Source organism: Glutamicibacter sp. AOP38-B1-38 (assembly GCF_052377485.1).
Taxonomy (GTDB): Bacteria; Actinomycetota; Actinomycetes; order Actinomycetales; family Micrococcaceae; genus Glutamicibacter.
The window spans coordinates 13,336-34,473 of sequence record NZ_JBQSWU010000030.1 but is presented as its reverse complement, the minus strand read 5'-3'; the positions used below and the strand labels follow the sequence as shown (position 1 = coordinate 34,473).

Genomic DNA, 21,138 nt, shown 5'->3' with positions numbered 1-21,138 from the left:
TGAATTACTCAGATCTTGCTAAACGTCGTTCCGTACATCGGAACGTTCTGCTGCAATACCGATCAATATCGGTTGAGACTAAGTGTCAAAAACGGTATGGGCGCGGCATTTCTTAACCCAGCCGAAGCGCGCCGTCGAGACGCACAACTTCGCCGTTAAACATCGGATTAGTAGTAAGTGAAACTACTAGGTGCGAAAATTCGGTTGCTTTTCCGAGCCGGTTTGGATGAGGAACTGAGTTGCCAACGGCGTTGCGAGCATCCTCCGAAAGTACATCCATAAACGGTGTATCAAAGACGCCTGGTGCAACGCCGAAAACTCTGATCTTATCCCGTGCGAGATCACGTGCTGCTGGCAAGATCATGGAGTTAATTCCACCTTTAGCTGCTGCATAGGCGACTTGACCTCGTTGTGCTTCAAACCCGGCTACAGAGCTCGTCAATACGATCGCACCTCGGCCGAGGGCTTCCTCGGGCTCATTTTCTGCCATGACTTGCGCAGCTAGTCGAAGCACATTGAACGAACCCACGAGATTGATCTGAATCTGACTTAAGAATGAGTCCAATTTATGTGGAGTTCCTCGATGGAGTGTTTTTTCCACAACTGCGCTCCCTGCTGCATTGACTACTGCACGCAGACCACGCGGGGCGGTGGCTGACAGCTCCAGGGCCGCCTGAATTGATTCTGGGACTGTGACATCCACTGTACAAAAGTGGCCTTCTATTGATTTGGCAATCCTTTCGCCGGCTTTGCTGTTTCGGCCAGCAACGGTAACTATTGCACCGGCTCGCGCGAATTCCCTCGCCGTTGCTTCTCCCAGCCCGGAGGTTCCTCCGACAACCAGTACGCCCGCGTTCTGCCACGTATCTGAATTTTCGATTGATGAGTCAGTCATTTTGCTTACGGTACCCAAAGAAAGTTGCGGCCTATCTACTCCGTGCCACCAGATGGAACACCGTGATCAGTGGTGTGAAAAGCAGATTTTAGTAAGTGACCAGAGTTCAGGTTGTTGACAAGTTGCCCGGTCTTATGGTTCGGAACAGTGGCTGGTGTTCTGCATTACGTACGTGGATAAATGGTTACTAAGCAAGGTCGCCAGCAGTCGGCGGCACCAAAACAGAGCAAGGACGGTACGCAGATGGGCACCGCTGATAATTGTTCCTCTCAACCAGAGGCAAACGCTTCAATTGGCCGCATGGATCGACCAGCAGAGCTAACCCGTAATATCGATGTCAGTACCCTAGTCGATTCTGAGGGTGGTCTGATAGATCGTTCAATCTACACCGACCATACGATCTATGGGCAGGAGCAGCGACGCGTCTTTGCTCGAAGCTGGCTATTCTTGGCGCATACCAGCCAATTCAAAAAGCCAGGAGATTTCTTCACAACGTTTATGGGCGAAGATCCCGTCATTGTCACGATGGATAAGACCAGGAAGATCCGTGCTTACCTGAACTCCTGCCGTCACAGAGGCGTGCGTCTGTGCCGTGCCGATGCGGGCGCCACCAAGATGTTCACTTGCACGTACCACGGTTGGTCCTTTGACCTCGCTGGAGCGTTGAAGAGTGTCCCCAACGAGCAGGCTTATCCGGAAGACTTCGACCGGAAAAAGTGGAGTCTGATTGAAGTCCCAATGGTCCACGAGTATAAGGGACTTATCTTTGGCAACTGGGATCATAACGCTGAACCTCTAGAAGAGACACTTGGCGACATGCGCTACTACATGGATGCCATGTTGGATCGAGATCCTGAGGGCACCGAGGTTATGGGTGGCGTGATGAAGTGGGAATTGGAAGGTAACTGGAAGCTCGCTGCAGAGCAGTTCGCTACCGACTGGTATCACGTAAATATGTCTCATGCATCGGCACTGATGGTGCTATCCCCGACTGGGCGTGGACCAAAGCCGGAAATTGTTGCCACTCCGGGGCGTCAGTTTGTCAGCGAAAACGGTCACGGTGCAGGTTTTCCGACCCACCCGAAGTCACGCTTTGATGCGAAGCCAGTCCACGAATACTACGACTATGAATTGTTGCGTGAACGCCTCGGCGACGCGGCAGTCGAAGGTCCAATGACTACTGGTCATGCTACGGTTTTCCCGAACTTCTCCTACCTGCCAGTCAACGGTTCCATCCGAGTTTGGCACCCAAAGGGACCGGACAAGATCGAGGTCTGGGCTTGGGTATTGGTTGATAAGTCGATGCCTGATGACGTGAAGGACGCGCAGCGTCTTTACAACCTGCGAACCTTTGGCCCTTCAGGCATCTTCGAAGCTGATGACGGAGAAAACTGGTCTGAAATTCAGGCAATTTCCCGTGGTTTTGTCACGAACCAGGTGCCGCTGAACTTCCAGATGGGCATCGGATCGGAGAAGGACGACGGAACGTATCCGGGAAAGACCAGCGAACTGTATTCAGATGCTGCCGGACGCTCGTTCTATAAGCACTGGTCAAAATTGATGAACACCCCTGCATGGCATGAAAAGAAGGAAGAAGCATGAGCAACTCACTGAACATCGGATCCGTTGATGACATTGATGAAGGCGAAGCAAAGGTTATTCCGGGCGATGAGAACGGCACCGGTAACGACATTGCCGTCTTCCATGCAGAAGACGGTAACTTCTATGCACTCGATGACACCTGCACCCACGAAGAAGCTTCGCTAGCGGACGGCTGGATTGAAGGTACCGAAGTGGAATGTCCAGTGCACTCGGCAAAGTTCTGCCTCAAGGCAGGCACTGCGCTTTGCATGCCAGCGACCATCGCCGCGCGTACCCACAAGGTTGAGGTTACCAATGAAGGCTTGGTGCTTTACCCGAATGTTGCAGCTAACGCTGACGCCTAAACGGTAATCACGAAAACGAATACGGACAGGAAAATCATGGCACTGGAATCAGTGATCATTGCAGGTGGTGGCATGGCAGGATTCACCGCAGCTCGCCAGTTGCGAGACCGTGGATATACCGGGAAGCTGACCATCATTGACCCCGAGGGTATGCCCTACGACCGTCCGCCGCTGAGCAAGGACTACCTGCTAGCCAAACGTGATGCAACACAAATTCTGCTAAGTGCCGCAGACTGGTTCAGCACCCACAACGTGCAGGTTATCACCGGTAAGGTCGTGGAACTGGACGTTGATACTCCCACGGTTACGCTCTCAGACGGTCAGCAGCTCGGTGCGGACAAGATTATTTTGGCTACCGGTGGCACCGCCCGACGCCTACCGATCCCTGGTGGGCAACTGCCGACGGTGCTCGAATTACGCACTATGAATGACGCGGACCACCTTCGATCCGTACTTGGTGAGGGCGTTCGCATGGCGATCGTTGGGGCGGGGCTCATCGGTGCCGAGGTCGCTTCCTCAGCGTTGCAGCTCGGTGCCACCGTGACCTTGATTGATCCGGTGGACCCCCCGCTGGTTCCCGCGGTCGGTGAGGTTTTGGCACGCCGTCTTCACCAAATGCATGATCAGCAGGGCGTCAGTGTGGTCACCGGTGTACCTACCGAGATCACCGTGGATGGCAGCGGAGTACACACCATTTCCTTGCAGGATGGCTCGGCCATCGAGGCAGACACGGTGCTTGTCGGTATCGGCATTGTGCCTGATACCGGGCTCGCCGCTACTAGCGGCCTAGACACCGACAATGGAATTCTGGTCGATGAATCCCAGCGCACTAGCCATCCAAATGTTTACGCAATCGGTGACACCGCACGCACACGATTAGCAGACGGAACGCTCTTGCGCCGTGCCGAACATTGGGAACACGCGATGAACACCGGGACCACGGTTGCCGCCGCCCTGCTCGGTGAAGAATTACCGGTACACGGTGCCTCTTGGTTCTGGTCGGACCGACATGGGGTCCACGTTGAAGGCGTGGGATCGATGCTCGGCGAAGGAACGCAGGTAATTCGTGAGCTTGAAGGAATCCCCGTTGCTGCCTTCCGCATCGATGAGCAGGGAATGCTTGCAGGCTGTGCGGCGATTGATGGTGGGCTGATGGTACGTGCAGCGCGTCGCATTATTGACAAGCAAAAGCCAGTGAACGCAGAACAACTGGCTGACCCCACATTCGATCTGAAAAAGCTAGCCCGTTAGGGCCACAGAGAAGGAACGAGGATCTGTTCATGACACAGGATGCAACTGCAACTAGCGAGAGCGAAGAATTTGGGCTGGCAGGCCAACTTGTCGATTCCGAATTGTCTTACCGTATCGCCCAGTTTTACTTCCGTGAGGCAGAGCTGTTGGATGACGGACGCTTTGCCGACTGGTTGGAAATCTTTGAAGAGGACCTATTCTATTTCGCACCGCTACGCACCAACAGGTTGCGTCGACAGGCTGCTCTTTCTATTGGTCGTGAAGGTGAAGCCGCTTACTTTGACGAAACAAAAGAGTCATTGGCTTGGCGAATCCGCCGATATGACTCGGGCATGGCGTGGGCTGAAGATCCGCCTTCGCGTACTCGTCACCTGATCTCAAATGTGACAGCCCACTGGGTGAGCAAAGACGAGCTGAGCGTGCGTTGTGCGTTCTTGGTTTATCGCAACCGGCTTCAGACCGAAACAGATATATATGCAGGTGGCCGAACCGACATTATCAGGTTGCGGGAAGACGGCAGTTTTGGCGTGGCTCGCCGCGAGCTGCTTTTCGACGCAAATGTGCTTCAGGCAAAGAACCTAAGTACCTTCTTCTAACCACTACCCAAAAGAGTGTGTCCGTCCACGAAGGCGGCGGGTGGCTCTTCACAGATATTCAGGAGAACAGTCGTGAGCACAGCTAAATCAGCGAACGGATGGCTCGACGGGGACGTCGCGCTCATCACCGGTGGTGGTTCGGGAATCGGACGCGCGGTAGCCGAACGATTCTTGGCTGAAGGTGCCAAAGTCGCAATTATCGGACGTAACCAGGACAAGCTGGAGCAGGTTGCGGAAGAGTCTTCCTACCCGGAAAACATGCTGACGATTGCAGCTGACGTGCGTGACTCGCAGGCGTTGCATGTTGCCGTCAAGCATACGGTTGAACACTTTGGGAAATTGAATATCCTAGTTCCCAACGCAGGAATTTGGGACTTTAACCGTTCGGTTACACGCTTAGACGGACAGCAGCTCTCCGATTCATTCGATGAATTGTTCTCGATCAACGTCAAGGGCTATTTGCTCACCGTGGAAGCTGCTTGGCGTGAGCTGGTCGACAGCCGCGGGTCAATCGTCATGACCCTTTCGAATGCATCGTTTCATACGGCCGGCGGAGGTCCGGTGTACACCGCAAGTAAGTTTGCGGTGCGTGGACTGGTTAATCAGCTGGCCTATGAACTTGCGCCGAAGGTACGAGTGAACGGTGTAGCCGTCGGTGGGATGAATACCGATCTGCGAGGGCCCGAATCTATCGGGCTGGCCGATCGATCGATCGCAGACTCCTTCGCCAAATCCTCGATCACCGGGAACAACCCACTGATTCCGTTACACGACGCCTCGACAGACCCAGTCGATTTCACCGGCTCATACGTGCTGCTGGCATCGAAGAAAAATTCAAGTAATATCACCGGACAGATCATTCAGGCTGACGGCGGTATCGGCATTCGCGGTTTCGGTGACCGCGCCGCAGGAGGAGACCAACTGTGAAAGATATCAACATCAACGCGGTCAGCGGGGTGCTTCGCCAAGCAACCTTCTTTCCTTCCCAAGAAGCACTGGTCTATGGTGACGAAACCTGGACCTATGAACAGTTTGTGGCAAGGATTCGCGACTACGCAAAGGCCTTCGTAGCCAATGGCGTCAAAGAAAATGACCGGATTGCTTATCTTGGGCTTAACAGCGCGAATTTTTTGTTTATCAATCTCGCCGCTTGGTGGGTTGGGGCAGTCTTTGAGCCACTGAACTTTCGTCTGGCCCCGCTGGAAGTTGAAGATTTGCTCGAGCGTTCGCGGCCCAACGTGCTGTTCGTTGAGCCTGATCACCAGGGAGTCGTAGAGACGATTTTCAGTATCGAAACTCTCGCGGCCAACACCAAGATGGTGATGATTGACAATGATGTTCAGGCACCGCTGAAAGCGACAATTCTGAACCTCTTTCAGTTGGCCACCGCGTATCTGGTTGCTGGGGAGAACACCAAACTTGGCGACCCAATTGAACGGTTCGATTCTGATTTAGGGATCTTGATGTTCACCTCCGGGACTACCGGCCGTCCCAAAGGTGTGCAGCTAAGCCACGGTAATATCTGGTGGAACTCGATGAACGTGGATTCGCTGGTCGACACTCGACGCGGTGATAGCAACCTTGCGGTTGCTCCGCTCTTTCATATTGGTGGTTTAAACGCGCTGACAATCCGGAGCATGGTGCGTGGCGGGCGCACCATTGTGAGACGCAACTTCGATCCGCGTAAAACTTTGCAGGACATCGAAAAGTACTCTATCAATCAGAGCTTCCTAGTACCTGCGATGCTTGCGGCTATGCAACAGACTGATGAGTTTGAAGAAGTCGATATTACGAGCATGCGTGCGTTAATCTGTGCGGGTGCACCGGTTCCGCCGGTGCTTCTCCAGCAGTACTTGGTCAAGGGCGTAGACGTGCAGCAAGCCTGGGGGCTTACCGAAACCGCTCCTTTCGCAACTTATCTACCAGCCGAGTTGACACACCAAAAACCCGGATCGTGTGGCATTCCGATGCCATACACCGAAATTCGCATTGTCGACCCGGCTACTGGAGAAGATGTTGAAAAGACCGGCGATACCGGCGAAATGTGGGTGAAGGGACCGAACGTCACTTCGGGGTATTGGGAGAACCCGGAAGCCACGGATTCAGCATTCTCTGAGGGTTGGTTCCGCTCCGGAGATATTGGGTACCGCGATGGAGAGGGGTATCTCTACATCGTTGACCGACTGAAAGACATGATCATCTCCGGCGGAGAAAACATCTACCCTGCAGAAGTAGAACGTGCTTTGGCCGGATTTCCGGGCTTAAGAGACGTCGCGGTAGTTGGCATACCTGACGAACAGTGGGGCGAAAAAGTGGTCGCACTGATCAGCTGCAAGCCAGGAGTGGAGCCCACGATCGAGGAAGTTCGTGAATATGCGACCTCCCACGTTGCGCGCTACAAACTACCTAAAGAAATAATGCTGCTCGAAGATGTGCCGCGAAACGGTGCAGGTAAGCTCGATAAGTTCAAAATACGCACAATCGCCACGGGTAGGTAAACACACAAATGAGCCACGACGAAGTAGACCTAATTAAATGGCCTGACTCATTACCGGAAAGCTGGACATTGGTTGAGGTTGCGTCAGCAGAAGGCTTCGATATTGCATTCGAAGTATTCGACGCAAATCAGACCCGCGGTCGATGTGATGTAGTTCTTGCTTTGCATAGTGAACTTAGAGACGCCTATCCGGTATCGGCACACGATCGAGTGCTCAGTGTCTCTCCCAATGCTGTCGCGCAGAGCATTCAGCTGGTGTCCGAAGAACTCATGCGCCGCGATCCAGAATGTCGTCGCTTGGTGATCGCCACAGATGAATCCGATGTCGCGCAAATAGCGCGTGCAGAGGCGGCGGGCTACCGCTACGTCGTCGACGTCGATTTATATGATCGAGCGGTAAGTCTGATGACCGCGGAACCAGCCTGGGTCCTAGAAGAATCCCGCCGGATCGACGAAGTTCCAACGCGTTAATTCAAGATGCAAGGCAAAACCGGATGACTCACAATAATTCGTGAGTCATCCAGTTTAAGCGTTAAGTGACTATTGGTTACTACGTTCGTTGCGCGGCAGCGCTGACCGCTGCAGCTGCACGAGAGGCTTCGTATGTCACACGACGTAGAACCGAGGTCTGACTCTCAGGGTTGAAGCGTCCCGTCGGGCCAGAAATAGAGAGGGCCGCAACTGCTTGCCCGGTACCGTTGAACACGGGTGCGGCTACGCAATTTAGCCCCACCAAAACTTCATCGCGGTCGTAACCCACATGATCTTTTCGGATATTGGTCAGTTCGAGGGACAATCTGTCGGCGTCGGTAATGGTGTTTTCGGTCCAGGCGTACATTTCTTTACTTAGTACGGTTTGGGCCGCATCTGGGTTGTACGCGAGAAGTACTTTGCCTACCGCGGTGCAGTAGGAAGGCAGCCGTCCGCCGATGCGCGAAGGGCTGCGTACCGCAAGCTGTCCATATAGTTTGTTTAAATAAACCACGTCTGTGCCCTGGAGTATGGCTAAATGGACGGTTTGGTGAGTAGTTTCATACAGATTAACCATGAACGGCGTTAACGCGTCACGTAGTCGAGCATGGAGGTCAGATTCTTGCGTTGTACCCAAATTCTGGATCATCTTGCCTAACCGGTATGCATTACCAGCACGTTCCACTGCATCATTGGACTGAAGAGAAGCCAAGAGCCGAAAAGCCGTGGACTTCGAAAGTTCTGCACGACGTGCAAGTTCGCTGACGCCGACTCCAGTGGTAGCTTCTTCACCGAAGGCGCGTAGTAAAGCCATCGCCTTGTCTACGGCGGTGCGATTATCACGAGAAGACGCGGAATTTGATGACACGCAATACTCCTATTGGCAAAACGCCGGGGGGAAGACACTTCAACATGGTGACTTTTGAGCTTTACTTAATGGTCGCCCTCGCAAGAATTAATGTCAAACATGACTGACAATACGTAAATTATAAGTGACAATAATAGTGTGAAACACAATGAAATTATCGCGATAAACATCCGCAGGTTCCGCCGTGAGCGCGGACTTTCGTTGGGGGAGCTGTCAAAACGTACCGGTACTTCAAAACAGACGCTTTCCCGTATTGAATCCGGCGTCGGAAACCCCACCATTGAAACGCTTGAAGCGATCTGTCTGGGTTTGGGCACAAGTGTTCCAGCAATCCTGAGCGACTACGGAAGCAATATCCGATTGCAACGTGTAGCAGACGCACTAGTGCGTGAACACCGTGTGGGGTTCATCAGAGACCTCGATCGTATTTACGGAACAGGTTTCGTAGAAACGAGCATTATTCGTGTGTCTGTGCAAAAGGAAACTGTATTTAAAGCGCATGCACGAGGAACCTTACATCAGACCTATGTAATTTCTGGCGAGGTAGTCATCAGCGGAGAATTCGAGCGGGTCCAGCTATCTGAGGGAGATAGTTTTAGATTTCCAGGGGATATAACTCATGGGTACCGAGCCAGTGGTAACGAAGCCATTTTGCACATCACCACTACGGTTCCCCAGGTTGCTCAGTTTAGACCCATGGTTGACTAGCCACGATCTTCACGTGCGGCGTATTGCCCAGGCATAGTAATGACCGCCAAGGTACACCGCGAAATACACACCAGCTTGCCTTGCTCGTTACGAATATGAATCTGCCAAACATGAGCTTTGCGACCGAGATGGATAGCAGTTGCCTCACCATAAACGAATTCACCGGCAATGCCGGGTCGCAGGTGATTCGCGTTGATTTCCTGGCCGACCACGTGAAATTGCGAACTATCGATCACTAAGTAGCCAGCCCAAGAAGCCAAGGTTTCTGCGAAGGCCACCGAGGCTCCGCCATGAAGTACACCTGCGGGCTGTACAGTGCGCTCATCTACGGACATTCGGCCCTTCAAAGAATCATTGGTGATTTCTGTAATCTCAATGCCCAAATTGTGGTTGAGCGTACCTTCGGCTTTGGAATTCAGATCCGCAACTGAGGATGTTGCATGCCAGATGCTGTCGTTAGTTTTGCTCATTGATACACCAAAAAATTCTGCTAGGAAGTAGACCTTTCTCCTGCCTGACTGTATAAAGATTAGCCGCGCTTTCCTAGTAACCATTCCGGCTAACGGCACGTTTACTAGACATGTGGAAATGATGCACTGAAGACTCTATGAAGAGAAGAGCTTCGCCGTTTGCCGAAGCGACACAGCCATATTTCCTAGGAGCACAGAAAATGCGCGCAGCTGTTGCCATTTCCCAGAACCCAAACGATCCGTTATCAGGGCTATTGATCAAGGACGTGCCCGAGCCGCGGGTAGAACCAGGCTGGGTGAAAGTTCAAGTCAAAGCATCCTCGGTGAACATGCATGATCTGTGGACGCTGCGAGGTGTCGGTCATGATCCCAAAAACATTCCCATCATTCTTGGATGTGATGTCTCGGGTGTCACCGACGACGGTCGCGAAGTCATCATCCATCCGGTGATTGCTGACGCAGAAGCTGGTGAAGGTGATGAGACTTTGGATCCTAATCGTGCGCTATTATCCGAACGGCACGATGGCGGCTTCGCTGAATACATTGTTGTTCCCGAACGGTGTGTGCTGGACAAGCCGTCCACACTGAGCTTTGAAGAAGCGGCTTGCCTCCCGGTGGCGTGGTCTACCGCCTACCGAATGCTTTTTACCCAAGGCCAATTGCGCAAGGGGCAGAAAGTTCTCGTTCAGGGCGCTGGCGGGGGAGTTGCCAGTGCTGCAATCAGCCTAGCCAGTGCCGTTGGAGCGACGGTCTACGCGACTAGCCGGAGCGTGAAAAACCGAGAATTGGCGACCGCGATGGGTGCTGCTGAAGTCTTCGAATCTGGTGAACGGCTTCCAGAGCGTGTGGATCTAGTCATTGAAACCGTGGGCGAAGCCACCTGGGCGCACTCTTTGCGTTGCCTGAAGCCCGGTGGCGCAATCATCATCGCCGGTGCCACCAGTGGTACTAACCCGGAGGCGGACCTTGGGAGAATTTTCTACCAGCAACTTCGGGTCATCGGTTCAACAGGCTCTACGCAAGAAGAGACGGCTGCAATGCTGAAATTCGTAGAAAAGCACCAGTTGCACCCAACCATTGACCGTGTACTTCCGCTGGACCGGATCCATGAAGGATTCCAGGCCATGATTGATGGTGGCTTGTCGGGCAAAGTGGTCATCACAATACCGTAGCGCTATTTGATCAGTAAGAGTTTGCTGGTGATGCTGCGTTGGAATCAATGTACTTTGCAGCTATTGCCTCGGTATGGCGGGCAAGGATGGAAACGTCGGCTGCGACATTTACGAAATCGGCGCCTGCAGCCAGATACATCTGGGCCATCGGTTCGGCGAATGCGTTTACGCCGACAAACTTCCCTGCCTCTTTGCACGCCTTGATGGTAGACAGCACGGCTTCTACCACTCTCGGGTGATCCTGCTGACCGAGCAGCCCCATGGACGCCGAGAGGTCTGCGGGCCCAATAAAAACACCAGACACCCCATCGGTACCTGCAATCTCGGCTGCGTTACCCACGGCTGTCTCGGTTTCTATCTGCACTACGAGCGTGATGAGGGAGTCAGCCTTCTGCAGGTATTCATCCACCCTGTTCCAACGCGCAGACCTGCTCAGCGAGGCGCCGATGCCGCGGATTCCCAGAGGTGGATAGCGCACCGCAGCCACAGCAGCCTCTGCCTGGGCGCGATCGTTGACCATCGGAACGATCAGTGACTGTGCGCCGGCATCCAAGTACTGCTTAATGATTGTCGCGTCGTTTTGTGCAACTCGGACGATGGGAACCGTCGGATACGCGGCGATGGTGCGAAGTTGGCGCTGCACAGTTTCGAGCCCCATGGCACCGTGCTCTGCGTCGATCAACAAGAAATCCAGTCCGGCACCAGCACAAATTTCGGCTACAGTTTCGTCTCCGGAACATAAGAAGATCCCCACGCTTGGACGGTTATGCTGCGCAATGAGGTCTTTAAAAGTTGCTGGACGGTGCAATGCGATATTCATGTGATGGACTTTCTGAGAAATCTCTCCGTGGCGCTGGCGAAGCAAAGAGCGTTGGACTCAAGGGCATCTGACAATTTCTGGGATTAACCGCTCGCCGGTTGATTCGAAAGAGTGACCAACGAGCTGGGCGAAAATTGACTTCTTTGAGCTTCGATTACCAATGCAATTCTAGGTTTCGGGATAAAATCCACCTTCGCACTGGCCGACGTGCTGGCTATCACAATATGCGAGAGGCGATAGCAGTGAAAGCCGGTTTTCCAGTAGTCGGAAATCTTTGCAAACGTCGTTCAATACCAGGAATGCGAATGGACGCTTACCTATGGTGAGCTAACCAAAGATCGTTGAGATCTGCATACACAATAGGATGGTCTGGTGAGTGAGCATACCGAACGAGAACCAGACGAGTTAGTGCAGCCCATCATCTTGCGGATCGATAAGGAAGACCCCTCCACCGAAGATGAGGGAATTTCGGCGGTCGCCCGAGCTGCGGTGATCGCGTACCTGCAGGACCCGCACAATGAGCAGTGGCAGATCTGGGCCAGCCAAGCGTTCGCTAAATCAGTACGCCGGGCTAACCCGAAAATGTTCGCCAAAGTGCTCGAACTCTTCCCCGAGCAAATGGTCAGCGAGGTGGGCAGTGCCCAAGCTGTCGGGTTGCCGCCGCTTCCCGCGGCCGCGCTGCCCAAACTAATTGCCAAGCTGCAGGTCTCCGGAACCGAGCTGCCCAAAAGTGATGAAGTGCTGGTAGCACCGGTGAACATTGTGCTCAATAAATCCTTGGAGATGTCCACCGGGAAAGCCGCAGCGCAAGCTGCCCATGCACTCTTCGCTTGGCTGACCGAAGCACAGCCAGAACTCATTGAAAACTGGCTCAAATCCCATGCGCCGGTGGGGATCAAGCAACTGCCGCGCACCGAGTTCGACAAGCTTTGCCCGCAGGCTTCCGGACCGGTGATTCAGGACGCTGGGCGTACCGAGATTGAGCCGGGATCCACCACCGCCTTTGTGCTCTTGACACAACAGTAGGTAGTTGCAGAACTCAGCATTTACCAAGCGCACAAATGCTGACATGTTTTTTCTGCACGCCGAATCCGTTGTTGAAGTCATCGTGGTGAAGCAACGGGCATGAACAAATCGGCGGATTATTGCGGAGTCGAAGCGAGATAGGTTTCAAGTGACTGCGCAGCGGTGCCGGTGATGGTCTCGACGGCTTCGCTAATAGGTGCCATGGTGTTGCTGGCTACCGCGGTATAGGTACTTACCCAGGCATCGACCTGCCACTCTGGGGTGCCGTAGCTGGCGCGCGAGGCATAGGCCTCTTCGATGCTTTCGTCGTAAAAGCTGATCTCGCGCCCGCGGACTCGGCCGATGGTCGCAGCGATCTCCGCGAAACTCAGTGCCTCCGGACCGGTAAGGTCATAGGTCTGCCCGATATGTGAGCCTGGGTCGCGCAGCACGGCCGAGGCGGTCCGCGCAATGTCTGCTCGTGCAATGATCGCGACTCGGCCGTTGCCGCCGGGACCGCGGATCACACCGTCTTCACCGACCATGGCTTCCATGAAGTCGATGTAAAAGCTGTCTCGCAGCATCGTCCAAGCCATCCCGGAAGCCTTGATGTATTCTTCGGTTTCGAAGTGGTCACGCGCGAGGGTAAAAATGGCGTCGGGTGCGGCACCGGCGAATGAGGTGTAGACGATGTGCTGCACGCCGGCTTTGGCTGCGGCATCGATGAACGAACGGTGCTGGTCCAGACGATCTGCAGATTCGGAAGCGGACACCATGAGGAGCGTCTGCACGCCTGTGAGAGCCTCGATAGCGGCGGTTTGGTCGCCGTAGCTGAAAGGGTGGACGGAGCTATGGGGCAACTGCGGCGCCTTTGCGGGCGTACGGGCCAGCAGCCGCTGTGCGACACCGTGGGCAGCAAGTTCGTTGGCGATATATCCGCCAAGGACACCTGTTACGCCGGTAACTGCGATACTCGCGCCGGTGGTGTTGTTCATGAACAAATCCTTTCCTACCCGGCCACTAATTGACCGTTCGCTATGGACGACACCGCCATCCTATCGGGTGCTATCTGTCCGGCGCGCGGGCAGTAGATAGCTCAGCGTACTCATCGATTACGGCGGCCGCACGGTGGTAGTTGGCCGGGGTGCTCTCAGGAGTTGACGCCGGTGACCATTTTTCCTGTTTCCTCGTCTGCATCTTTCGGCTTAATGCCAGTAAACTTTGATGAGCCATCAAGAAATGGCATCAAAATCTTTTCGCGAGAGTGAACAATAATATGGGCGTTAACCGTGTACTGGGTCTGGGGCTTACGTCTATTTTGACTCTCGGGCTTGGTGCTCCAGCTATAGCGGCTGCACCGCTACAGCCGGCCACCGTATTTGCAAGTACGGTGGCCACAGCAAAGATCATCAAAAAGACTAAGGCAAGCCTGACGATGCGTAAGACCGCGTCAAGCAGGGCAGCGTCGGTGCTCGTAATTCCCAAGAACACCACACTGAACGTTTCGCGGAGCAGCTCCGGCTGGGACCAAGTCAGCTACAAAAGCAAAATCGGGTGGGTCCCGGCTCAGCAACTGACACCAGTCAAAGCCCAGACGCAAGCAACGCCAAAAACCGTTGTCTATCGCTACCTCAAATCATTCCAGTCGTTGCGGCAGAAACCTTCGGCAGCGTCTGCCTCGCTGACCGGGGTCATCCGCAAAACTAAGGTTCAACGTCTAGGCTCCTCCGGATCATGGACGCGCATCAAGGTCGGACGAAGCATCGGATTTGTTCCCACAAATCAGCTATCCTCGGCGATGCCGGCGGCTGTCTACAAGTATTCGAAAGCCAAGCAGCCTCTATTCCAGAAGAACTCGAGCAATTCGAAGAGATTGGCTACTGTCGCCTCTGGCGCCAAAGTTGAATGGTTCCGCACTTCCGGTAGCTGGGCTCATGTCTCGGTGTCGGGGACAAAGGGATGGATCTCGGCTGCAAAGCTCAGTAGTACAAAGCCGGATACCACCAAGATCATCGGCTCACGCTGGCTCATCGCGGACACGGTGCTTCGTGAGGGAAATTGGAACAAGACCAAATCTTTGGGCACCATAAGGGCCGGAGAAAAACTCGGTCTGGTTCTCACCAAGGGGTCGTGGAGCAAGGTTCGGACAACTCGCGGCATCGGGTGGGTCCCAACAGCAAATCTGACAAGCAGAGCGTTCAAAGCAATCCCCGCCACCCCGCGATGGGTCGTGAAGAATACAACCCTGCGTACCGGAGCTTCCAGCAGCACGGCAAAAAAGGCAACGGTGCTTGCCCGCGAAAAGGTGACTTTGTACGGCACCTCAAATGGCTGGTCCCGCGTCAAAACCTCGAAGGGTCTTGGCTGGATTTCTTCGAAGGATCTCTCGGCGAACAAACCCGTGTCCGACGTGTTGAAGGGCAGCCGGTGGGCCATTAGTTCGGTAGCGGTCCGGGCCTCCACCTCGTCAACAGCAAAATCTTTAGGGACGATTCGCCCCGGCAGCAAAGTAGGGTTCTATCGCAGCAGCGGCTCTTGGTCAAAGATCAAAACCGGACAGGTTATCGGCTGGGTGCCGAGTTCTACGCTGATCGACAAGACCTATGCCCCACTGAATAACGTCAAACGCTGGGCAACTACCAACGTGAATCTGCGTGAAGGCGGATCCACCTCATACCGGTCTTTAGGCGTCATTCCCAAAAATCAGCAAGTCACCGCGCACGGAACAGCTAACGGGTGGACTCGAATCACCACTGCGCAAGGTGTCGGATGGGTCAGCTCTGCCTACGTGACGTCCAATCCTCCTAAAGCACCGGTTCCCGACAAGCAGCAGGTATTCCGGTGGACTACGGCGAACGTGAACCTACGAGCCGGTGGCGGAGTTGAGCACCGAAGCCTAGGCGTAGTGCCCATGGGCGAGAAGGTCACCTTCCTTAAGATGAGCAATGGCTGGTCGCAGATTAAATCTTCTCAAGGCACCGGGTGGGTCAGCGCCAAATACCTGGCTACTAAAGCGCCAGTGAGTCTGCATCCCGATGCGCAACGCGTGCTCAAGGCAATCGACCATCGTTTCGGTGACACCGTGAGCAATATCTATACCATCAGGAGCGGGTCGGTGGGGCACAGCGCAGGCAAGGCAGTTGACCTGATGATCCGGGATTACAAGAACAAGAACCGTATTGCCCAGGGCGACCAGATAGCCCAGTTCTTGCTCGATAACCGGGAACAGCTCGGCGTGTATTACCTCATCTGGCAGGACCAAATTTGGTTGCCAGGTTCGGGGTGGAACGAATACTCAGCTTCGGGTAAATACGGGACGCAGTTCACCAATAATTGGAATGACACCACCAAGCACATGGACCATATCCATGTTGAGGTCTATGGCGATTCCGGGTCCGATGGCCGGCTGGACCTGAGCGCACTGGGGCACTGAATTCGTCTGGAGGGCTAAGCCACGTGGGTGGCTGCCCTCGTGGGGTATCCGCGGTGCAGTGGGTTACCGGCTACTTTGGTGAGTCTATCCAGTGTGCACAACGGATGTTCTGGACTCGCACTTGCCCGCCTTTGGCTTCCCGGAGCTGGTGCGATGGCAGTCAAGGACATTCAATTCCCGCCCAAAAGAGCGGTAGTCCGAAATTTCGGACTGAATTGGCCCCGGGTGCTAGTGAGCAGGTCTTGGATCTGATCTGCTGGTGACATGGAGAAAAATGCGTCGCATGCCAAGGTACAGGTAGACCGGCCAGCTGCACCCTGGGGTGGTCGCATCGACGGGACCGGCGCCGAGCACCTGCGCTGGCACCAGCACGTTCACACCGGGGAGATTTCAGCTTTAGAGACCGGCGCCAGCCTCCGGCCGGCATCCCTGCTGGGGTTCGCCTCGGACGCAGGCGTACTTCGAAATCAGGGGCGGACCGGCGCAGCCAACGGCCCGCAGGCGTTGCGCGCAGCTTTAAGTTCGCTGGCGGTTCACCACCCACGTGCCGTGCATGATGCGGGTGACATTGTGGTGCTCGGTGACGAACTCGAATCAGGCCAGGTTCGACTGGCCCAGGCGGTGTCGGCGCTGCTGAACGCCGGCACGATGCCGGTAGTGCTTGGCGGAGGGCACGAGACAGCCTACGGATCGTTTAGCGGACTCTTTGATCATTTTCGCGCACAACCCGGCACGCGCATTGGAATCTTGAACTTGGACGCTCATTTTGACCTGCGTAGCGCACCGCGCCGGAGCAGCGGGACACCGTTCAAAGATATCGCCAATGATATGCAAGCGGCCGGACAAGATTTTAACTACGCCGTCATTGGCATCAGCGAAGCAAGTAATACCCCGGTGCTCTTCGACCAGGCTCAGGGGCTCGGGGTCCAATATCTTGTAGATGAGCAATGCGGCGCGGGGAATCTGGGAACGGTCATCGAGTTTGTTGATGGATTCCTGGATTCTGTTGACCAGCTGTATCTGACCATTGACCTTGATGTTCTGCCAGCCGCGACAGCCCCGGGGGTCAGTGCGCCGGCAGCCTACGGGGTGCCCTTGGAGGTTATTCACGCGGTGTGCCGCTACGTTGCGGACAGCGGAAAACTTGGACTTGTTGATGTGGTGGAGCTGAACCCGAGCTTTGATATCGACGGGCGTACCGCGCGTACCGCTGCCCGACTCATCAATACGTTGATCGGCACTTAGCAGGCGCACGCATTCCGCGCTGATTGCGACATCAACTTTGAATGTTTGACCCCTCAAACATTATGCTGTGTAAAAGCGGATTTCTCGCGGGCAGTCAAAGTGAAATGGTGTGAGCAACGGTGCAAGCAGCAAAAGGTCCACGGACCAGAACAACGCATTCTCGTGTTCTGGCGCTGGCCTGCGCAGTCACCTTGATCCTCAGTGGTTGCAGCGCGTCGAGCCAACCGGAGACGGTGTCACCCCAGGATGCTCGGCCGGTGGTGCTGACAACCTTCACGGTACTGGCCGATATTGCCCAAAACGTGGCAGGCGAACACCTGCGCGTGGAATCGGTGACCAAACGCGGGGCGGAAATCCATGGTTATGAACCCACCCCGGACGATTTGCGCAGGGCCTCCCATGCAGACCTCATCCTAGATAACGGGATGAACCTGGAAGCCTGGTTCGAACAGTTTGTGCACGATAACCCCGCACCCCATGCCACCGTCAGCAACCGGGTGGCGCCCATCAGCATCACCGGGGGCGCAGGCAAGGGAAAGCCCAATCCGCACGCGTGGATGAGCCCGCTGAACGTCAAGGCCTATGTCGATACGATGGTCCACGCATTCAGCGAGCTGGATCCGGCACATGCCGATGACTTCCGGAGCAATGGCACCATTTACAAACGCAAACTGCAGGCGGTTCAGGACTCGCTGGTGGCCGATCTTGCCCAGGTGCCCGAAAGCCAGCGCGTGCTGGTCTCCTGCGAAGGAGCCTTCAGCTATCTGGCCAGGGATGCCGGATTGCGCGAAAAGTACCTCTGGGCGGTGAATGCCGAGTCCATGGCCACCCCGCGCAAGGTGGCCGCAGCCATTGACTACGTGCGAGAGCATCAGGTTCCTGCGGTCTTCTGCGAATCAACCGTTTCAGATGCGGCCATGCAACGAGTCGTCGAATCCACCGATGCGCACTTCGGCGGAACACTCTACGTCGATTCGCTGTCCGGACCCGACGGTCCGGTGCCAACCTATCTGGATCTGATCACCCACGACGCTCAAACCATTACCCGCGCCCTCCGAGGAGAACTGCCATGACGCTCGCTATCGATGTTGCGCAAGCGACGGTCCACTATGGCCCGGTCCTTGCCCTGGACAAGGCCTCGATCCAATTGGAGCGCGGATCGGTCTGCGGACTGGTCGGCATGAACGGCTCGGGAAAATCCACGCTCTTCAAAACCATCATGGGGCTGGTCAAACCCGATACCGGCACGGTCCTGGTCAACGGGCTCAATCCACTGCAGGCACGCAAGTCAGGGGCAATCGGCTACGTTCCGCAAAACGAGGCAGTGGACTGGGACTTCCCGATTTCGGTGCGCGAGGTAGTGTTGACCGGACGCTACGGGCGCATGGGGATCACCAGAACACCTAGGAAAGCTGACCATGCAGCCGTGGAAGCAGCGCTGGAACGCGTAGAACTCACCGCGCAGGCGTCACGGCAGATCGGCCAGCTCTCCGGGGGCCAGAAGAAGCGCGCCTTCGTGGCACGCTGCATCGCCCAAGAAGCAAGCATCATGCTGCTCGATGAACCCTTCGCCGGGGTGGACAAGCGAAGCGAAGCAACAATTACCAAGCTGCTGCGCGAGGTCGCAGACCTCGGTGGAAGCGTGCTGGTCTCCACCCATGACCTGCACGCGCATCCGACCTTGGCGGACCAGGCAATCCTCTTGATGCGCAAGGTCCTGATGCACGGAGCTCCGCAGGTGGTTCTGCAACCGGAAAATCTTGCCATGGCCTTTGGCCTGGATCCTATGAATCGAGGCGACAGCGCGTGAATCTGATCGAATTACTAGCCGAGCCGCTGGGCTATACCTTCATGGTGCGTGCGCTCGCCGTCACCGTGATCGCGGCGATTCTGTGCGCGGTGCTTTCCTGCTGGCTGGTGCTGATCGGTTGGTCGCTGATGGGGGACGCGGTATCCCATGCGGTATTGCCCGGGGTAGTGCTTGCCTATATCGTCGGTGCGCCTTTTGCCTTGGGGGCATTGGTCTTTGGATTCTTGGCCGTTGCGCTGATCGGGGCGGTGCGTGACACCTCCAGACTGAAGGAAGATGCGGCCATTGGGATCGTGTTCACTACGCTCTTTTCCTTTGGGCTGGTGCTGATCTCGGTCACCCCGAGCCACCTGGATTTGAACCACATTATCTTTGGAAATCTGCTCGGAGTTTCCGCAGCGGACCTGTGGCAAGTGATCATCCTGGGAGCGGTGACGTTCCTGATCCTGATCCTCAAGCGCAAAGACTTCACGCTATACGCTTTTGACTCGACCCATGCCCACGCACTGGGGATGAATCCGAAATTGATCGGGGCGGTGCTCTTGGGACTGCTGGCTATGACCTCGGTGGTGGCCTTGCAGGCCGTGGGAGTCATCCTGGTCGTGGCGATGCTGATCATCCCCGGGGCGAGCGCTTACCTGCTGACAAATAGCTTCGGCAAGATGCTGGTGATCGCCCCGGCGCTGGCAGCGCTGGCCGGGATCATCGGGGTGTATATCAGCTACTACCTGGATGCTTCCACCGGCGGCATGGTGGTGCTTTCGCAGGGTGCGATCTTTGTCCTGATCTATCTGTTCAGCCCGCGCCAAGGATTGATTGCGCATCGATTTGCGGTGGCGCGCCGACGCAAGAACCTGCAGCAAGCCTGATGATGTGAGCTATTGACCGCGTTTCGGCGCGCCTTATTTGCCGAGGACACCGCCGCGGCCAAGCCAAGGCGAGCTTGCAAAAACGCTGTGGATTCACAAGATGGAAGGTCTCATCGGCTTTATTGACCGAGCCGTGAGTTCGTAGCCCACACGCCGGTGCACCCTTGGGAAGTACGCTCAGTGTCCCCGTCTTAGCGCACGGAGTCCAGCAGCGAAACCCAGACCGCTTCGGTGGCTCGGGCCCCGAGGCGGATTACCGCCTCGTCGCCATGCACCGCTATTTCTACGGTGTCGGAAAACGGGGCGCCGGTGGTCACGGTGAGTTCGGCCCCGACAATAATTCCATTTTCCGAAAAGTACTGCAGCAATTCCGAATCCGAATCGGAGATCCGTTCCACGGTGACCTTCTGGCCCGGCTGTGCCTCGGCGAGCAGGATGGCGGCGGGAATTGTAATGGTGCCTTCTGCGGTGGGGATGGGATCCCCGTGCGGGTCGCGGCTCGGATGCCCGAGCAACTCGTCGATGCGTTGGATCATGAAGTCGGAGACCGCATGCTCAAGCTGTTCGGCTTCCTCATGCACCTGGTCCCAGCGGTAGCCGAGCATTTGGACCAGGAAGGTTTCGATCAGCCGGTGCCGGCGCACCATGGTGACCGCGTACTCGCGCCCCAAATCGGTCAAGGTGACCGCGCCGTAGGGGGCGTGGTCTAGCAGGCCCTGCTGGCGCAGCTTCGACATGGCTCCGGAGACGGTGGAAAGCTTAACCCCCGCCTTCTCCGCGATCACCGTAGGAGTCACCGCCTCAGTGGACCATTCGTTGAGACTGAAAATGATCTTGAGGTAGTTCTGCGCGCTATCTGAAAGTTGAGTTACCGACACATCACCCATCATAGACAAACTGCGCTGTGCGCGCCGTCGAGCACAACTCGTGGCCAGGAATAAATCTGAGTTATTTGGTGACCGCGCCGTGTTTGGCTAAAAAATCGAAAGTCATTGTGGTCTTTTCCAGGATTCGTCCGCGGCCTCCAATTTTGTCCATCCGTACCGTCTTGACTTGCAAAACTTGTTAGGGAAGACTGTGTA

21 protein-coding genes are annotated in these 21,138 nt (G+C 55.4%); 15 read left to right on the top strand and 6 right to left on the bottom strand.

The features are described 5' to 3' along the window. Nucleotides 1–112: 112 nt before the first annotated feature. Nucleotides 113–895 (bottom strand): SDR family NAD(P)-dependent oxidoreductase, encoded by a 783-nt coding sequence (locus ACT3TP_RS15745; protein WP_442346909.1) that lies wholly within the window; start codon nucleotides 893–895, stop codon nucleotides 113–115. A gap of 180 nt (nucleotides 896–1,075) precedes the next feature. Between ACT3TP_RS15745 and ACT3TP_RS15740 the strand changes: the two genes are divergently transcribed. The 7 genes from ACT3TP_RS15740 to ACT3TP_RS15710 all read left to right on the top strand — a co-directional run bounded on the left by ACT3TP_RS15740 (nucleotide 1,076) and on the right by ACT3TP_RS15710 (nucleotide 7,656). Continuing rightward, nucleotides 1,076–2,497 (top strand): aromatic ring-hydroxylating oxygenase subunit alpha, encoded by a 1,422-nt coding sequence (locus ACT3TP_RS15740; protein WP_255248314.1) that lies wholly within the window; start codon nucleotides 1,076–1,078, stop codon nucleotides 2,495–2,497. Continuing rightward, on the top strand, nucleotides 2,494–2,841 hold the full coding sequence (locus ACT3TP_RS15735) for a non-heme iron oxygenase ferredoxin subunit (protein WP_096283112.1): 348 nt from the start codon (nucleotides 2,494–2,496) through the stop codon (nucleotides 2,839–2,841). The genes ACT3TP_RS15740 and ACT3TP_RS15735 overlap by 4 nt, the downstream gene beginning before the upstream one ends. Nucleotides 2,842–2,877: 36 nt before the next feature. Next, a complete protein-coding gene (locus tag ACT3TP_RS15730) occupies nucleotides 2,878–4,092 on the top strand; it encodes an NAD(P)/FAD-dependent oxidoreductase (RefSeq protein WP_442346911.1) in 1,215 nt (404 codons plus the stop codon). 29 nt (nucleotides 4,093–4,121) lie between these two features. Beyond that, a complete protein-coding gene (locus ACT3TP_RS15725; RefSeq protein WP_096283110.1) occupies nucleotides 4,122–4,688 on the top strand; it encodes an aromatic-ring-hydroxylating dioxygenase subunit beta in 567 nt (188 codons plus the stop codon). A gap of 72 nt (nucleotides 4,689–4,760) precedes the next feature. After that, complete coding sequence (gene hcaB / locus ACT3TP_RS15720) at nucleotides 4,761–5,615, top strand: 3-(cis-5,6-dihydroxycyclohexa-1,3-dien-1-yl)propanoate dehydrogenase (RefSeq protein WP_442346912.1); 855 nt, start codon at nucleotides 4,761–4,763, stop codon at nucleotides 5,613–5,615. Continuing rightward, complete coding sequence (locus tag ACT3TP_RS15715) at nucleotides 5,612–7,186, top strand: acyl-CoA synthetase (RefSeq protein ID WP_444620967.1); 1,575 nt, start codon at nucleotides 5,612–5,614, stop codon at nucleotides 7,184–7,186. The genes hcaB and ACT3TP_RS15715 overlap by 4 nt, the downstream gene beginning before the upstream one ends. Nucleotides 7,187–7,194: 8 nt before the next feature. After that, nucleotides 7,195–7,656, top strand: a complete 462-nt coding sequence (locus tag ACT3TP_RS15710; RefSeq protein WP_141393435.1) for a hypothetical protein — start codon at nucleotides 7,195–7,197, stop codon at nucleotides 7,654–7,656. A gap of 79 nt (nucleotides 7,657–7,735) precedes the next feature. On the opposite strand, the gene ACT3TP_RS15705 is transcribed toward ACT3TP_RS15710, so the two are convergent. Further along, a complete protein-coding gene (locus tag ACT3TP_RS15705; RefSeq protein ID WP_444620965.1) occupies nucleotides 7,736–8,524 on the bottom strand; it encodes an IclR family transcriptional regulator in 789 nt (262 codons plus the stop codon). Between the two features lie 138 nt (nucleotides 8,525–8,662). Between ACT3TP_RS15705 and ACT3TP_RS15700 the strand changes: the two genes are divergently transcribed. Beyond that, nucleotides 8,663–9,232: a helix-turn-helix domain-containing protein gene (locus tag ACT3TP_RS15700; protein ID WP_096283105.1), complete on the top strand. Its 570-nt coding sequence runs from the start codon at nucleotides 8,663–8,665 to the stop codon at nucleotides 9,230–9,232. On the opposite strand, the gene ACT3TP_RS15695 is transcribed toward ACT3TP_RS15700, so the two are convergent. Beyond that, nucleotides 9,229–9,702: a PaaI family thioesterase gene (locus ACT3TP_RS15695; protein ID WP_096283104.1), complete on the bottom strand. Its 474-nt coding sequence runs from the start codon at nucleotides 9,700–9,702 to the stop codon at nucleotides 9,229–9,231. The two genes, ACT3TP_RS15700 and ACT3TP_RS15695, sit on opposite strands and share 4 nt — an antisense overlap. Before the next feature lie 137 nt (nucleotides 9,703–9,839). On the opposite strand from ACT3TP_RS15695, the gene ACT3TP_RS15690 reads away from it, so the two are divergent. Then, nucleotides 9,840–10,874 carry a zinc-binding dehydrogenase gene (locus ACT3TP_RS15690; RefSeq protein WP_444620964.1) on the top strand — a complete coding sequence of 345 codons (1,035 nt, stop codon included), beginning with the start codon at nucleotides 9,840–9,842 and terminating at the stop codon, nucleotides 10,872–10,874. 10 nt (nucleotides 10,875–10,884) lie between these two features. Here ACT3TP_RS15690 and ACT3TP_RS15685 read toward each other — a convergent pair whose 3' ends face one another. Further along, nucleotides 10,885–11,694, bottom strand: a complete 810-nt coding sequence (locus ACT3TP_RS15685) for an HpcH/HpaI aldolase family protein (RefSeq protein ID WP_096283102.1) — start codon at nucleotides 11,692–11,694, stop codon at nucleotides 10,885–10,887. A gap of 372 nt (nucleotides 11,695–12,066) precedes the next feature. Between ACT3TP_RS15685 and ACT3TP_RS15680 the strand changes: the two genes are divergently transcribed. Beyond that, complete coding sequence (locus tag ACT3TP_RS15680) at nucleotides 12,067–12,720, top strand: peptidyl-tRNA hydrolase (protein ID WP_096283101.1); 654 nt, start codon at nucleotides 12,067–12,069, stop codon at nucleotides 12,718–12,720. Nucleotides 12,721–12,836: 116 nt separating this feature from the next. Here the strand turns inward: ACT3TP_RS15680 and ACT3TP_RS15675 are convergent, their stop codons facing one another. Next, the gene (locus ACT3TP_RS15675; RefSeq protein ID WP_444620962.1) at nucleotides 12,837–13,694 is read right to left on the bottom strand and encodes an SDR family oxidoreductase; all 858 of its coding nucleotides are present in this window, start codon (nucleotides 13,692–13,694) and stop codon (nucleotides 12,837–12,839) included. 440 nt (nucleotides 13,695–14,134) lie between these two features. Between ACT3TP_RS15675 and ACT3TP_RS15670 the strand changes: the two genes are divergently transcribed. From ACT3TP_RS15670 to ACT3TP_RS15650, 5 genes are all read left to right on the top strand, one after another. Further along, nucleotides 14,135–16,132 carry an SH3 domain-containing protein gene (locus tag ACT3TP_RS15670; protein ID WP_176484052.1) on the top strand — a complete coding sequence of 666 codons (1,998 nt, stop codon included), beginning with the start codon at nucleotides 14,135–14,137 and terminating at the stop codon, nucleotides 16,130–16,132. A gap of 264 nt (nucleotides 16,133–16,396) precedes the next feature. After that, nucleotides 16,397–17,377 (top strand): formimidoylglutamase, encoded by a 981-nt coding sequence (hutG, locus tag ACT3TP_RS15665; RefSeq protein ID WP_096283098.1) that lies wholly within the window; start codon nucleotides 16,397–16,399, stop codon nucleotides 17,375–17,377. Between the two features lie 119 nt (nucleotides 17,378–17,496). Then, nucleotides 17,497–18,450 carry a metal ABC transporter substrate-binding protein gene (locus tag ACT3TP_RS15660; protein ID WP_444620961.1) on the top strand — a complete coding sequence of 318 codons (954 nt, stop codon included), beginning with the start codon at nucleotides 17,497–17,499 and terminating at the stop codon, nucleotides 18,448–18,450. Further along, nucleotides 18,447–19,187: a metal ABC transporter ATP-binding protein gene (locus ACT3TP_RS15655; protein ID WP_444620960.1), complete on the top strand. Its 741-nt coding sequence runs from the start codon at nucleotides 18,447–18,449 to the stop codon at nucleotides 19,185–19,187. The genes ACT3TP_RS15660 and ACT3TP_RS15655 overlap by 4 nt, the downstream gene beginning before the upstream one ends. Beyond that, nucleotides 19,184–20,056 (top strand): metal ABC transporter permease, encoded by an 873-nt coding sequence (locus ACT3TP_RS15650; protein WP_096283096.1) that lies wholly within the window; start codon nucleotides 19,184–19,186, stop codon nucleotides 20,054–20,056. The genes ACT3TP_RS15655 and ACT3TP_RS15650 overlap by 4 nt, the downstream gene beginning before the upstream one ends. 191 nt (nucleotides 20,057–20,247) lie before the next feature. Here ACT3TP_RS15650 and ACT3TP_RS15645 read toward each other — a convergent pair whose 3' ends face one another. Continuing rightward, nucleotides 20,248–20,934, bottom strand: a complete 687-nt coding sequence (locus ACT3TP_RS15645) for a metal-dependent transcriptional regulator (RefSeq protein ID WP_096283205.1) — start codon at nucleotides 20,932–20,934, stop codon at nucleotides 20,248–20,250. Between the last annotated feature and the right edge of the window lie 204 nt (nucleotides 20,935–21,138).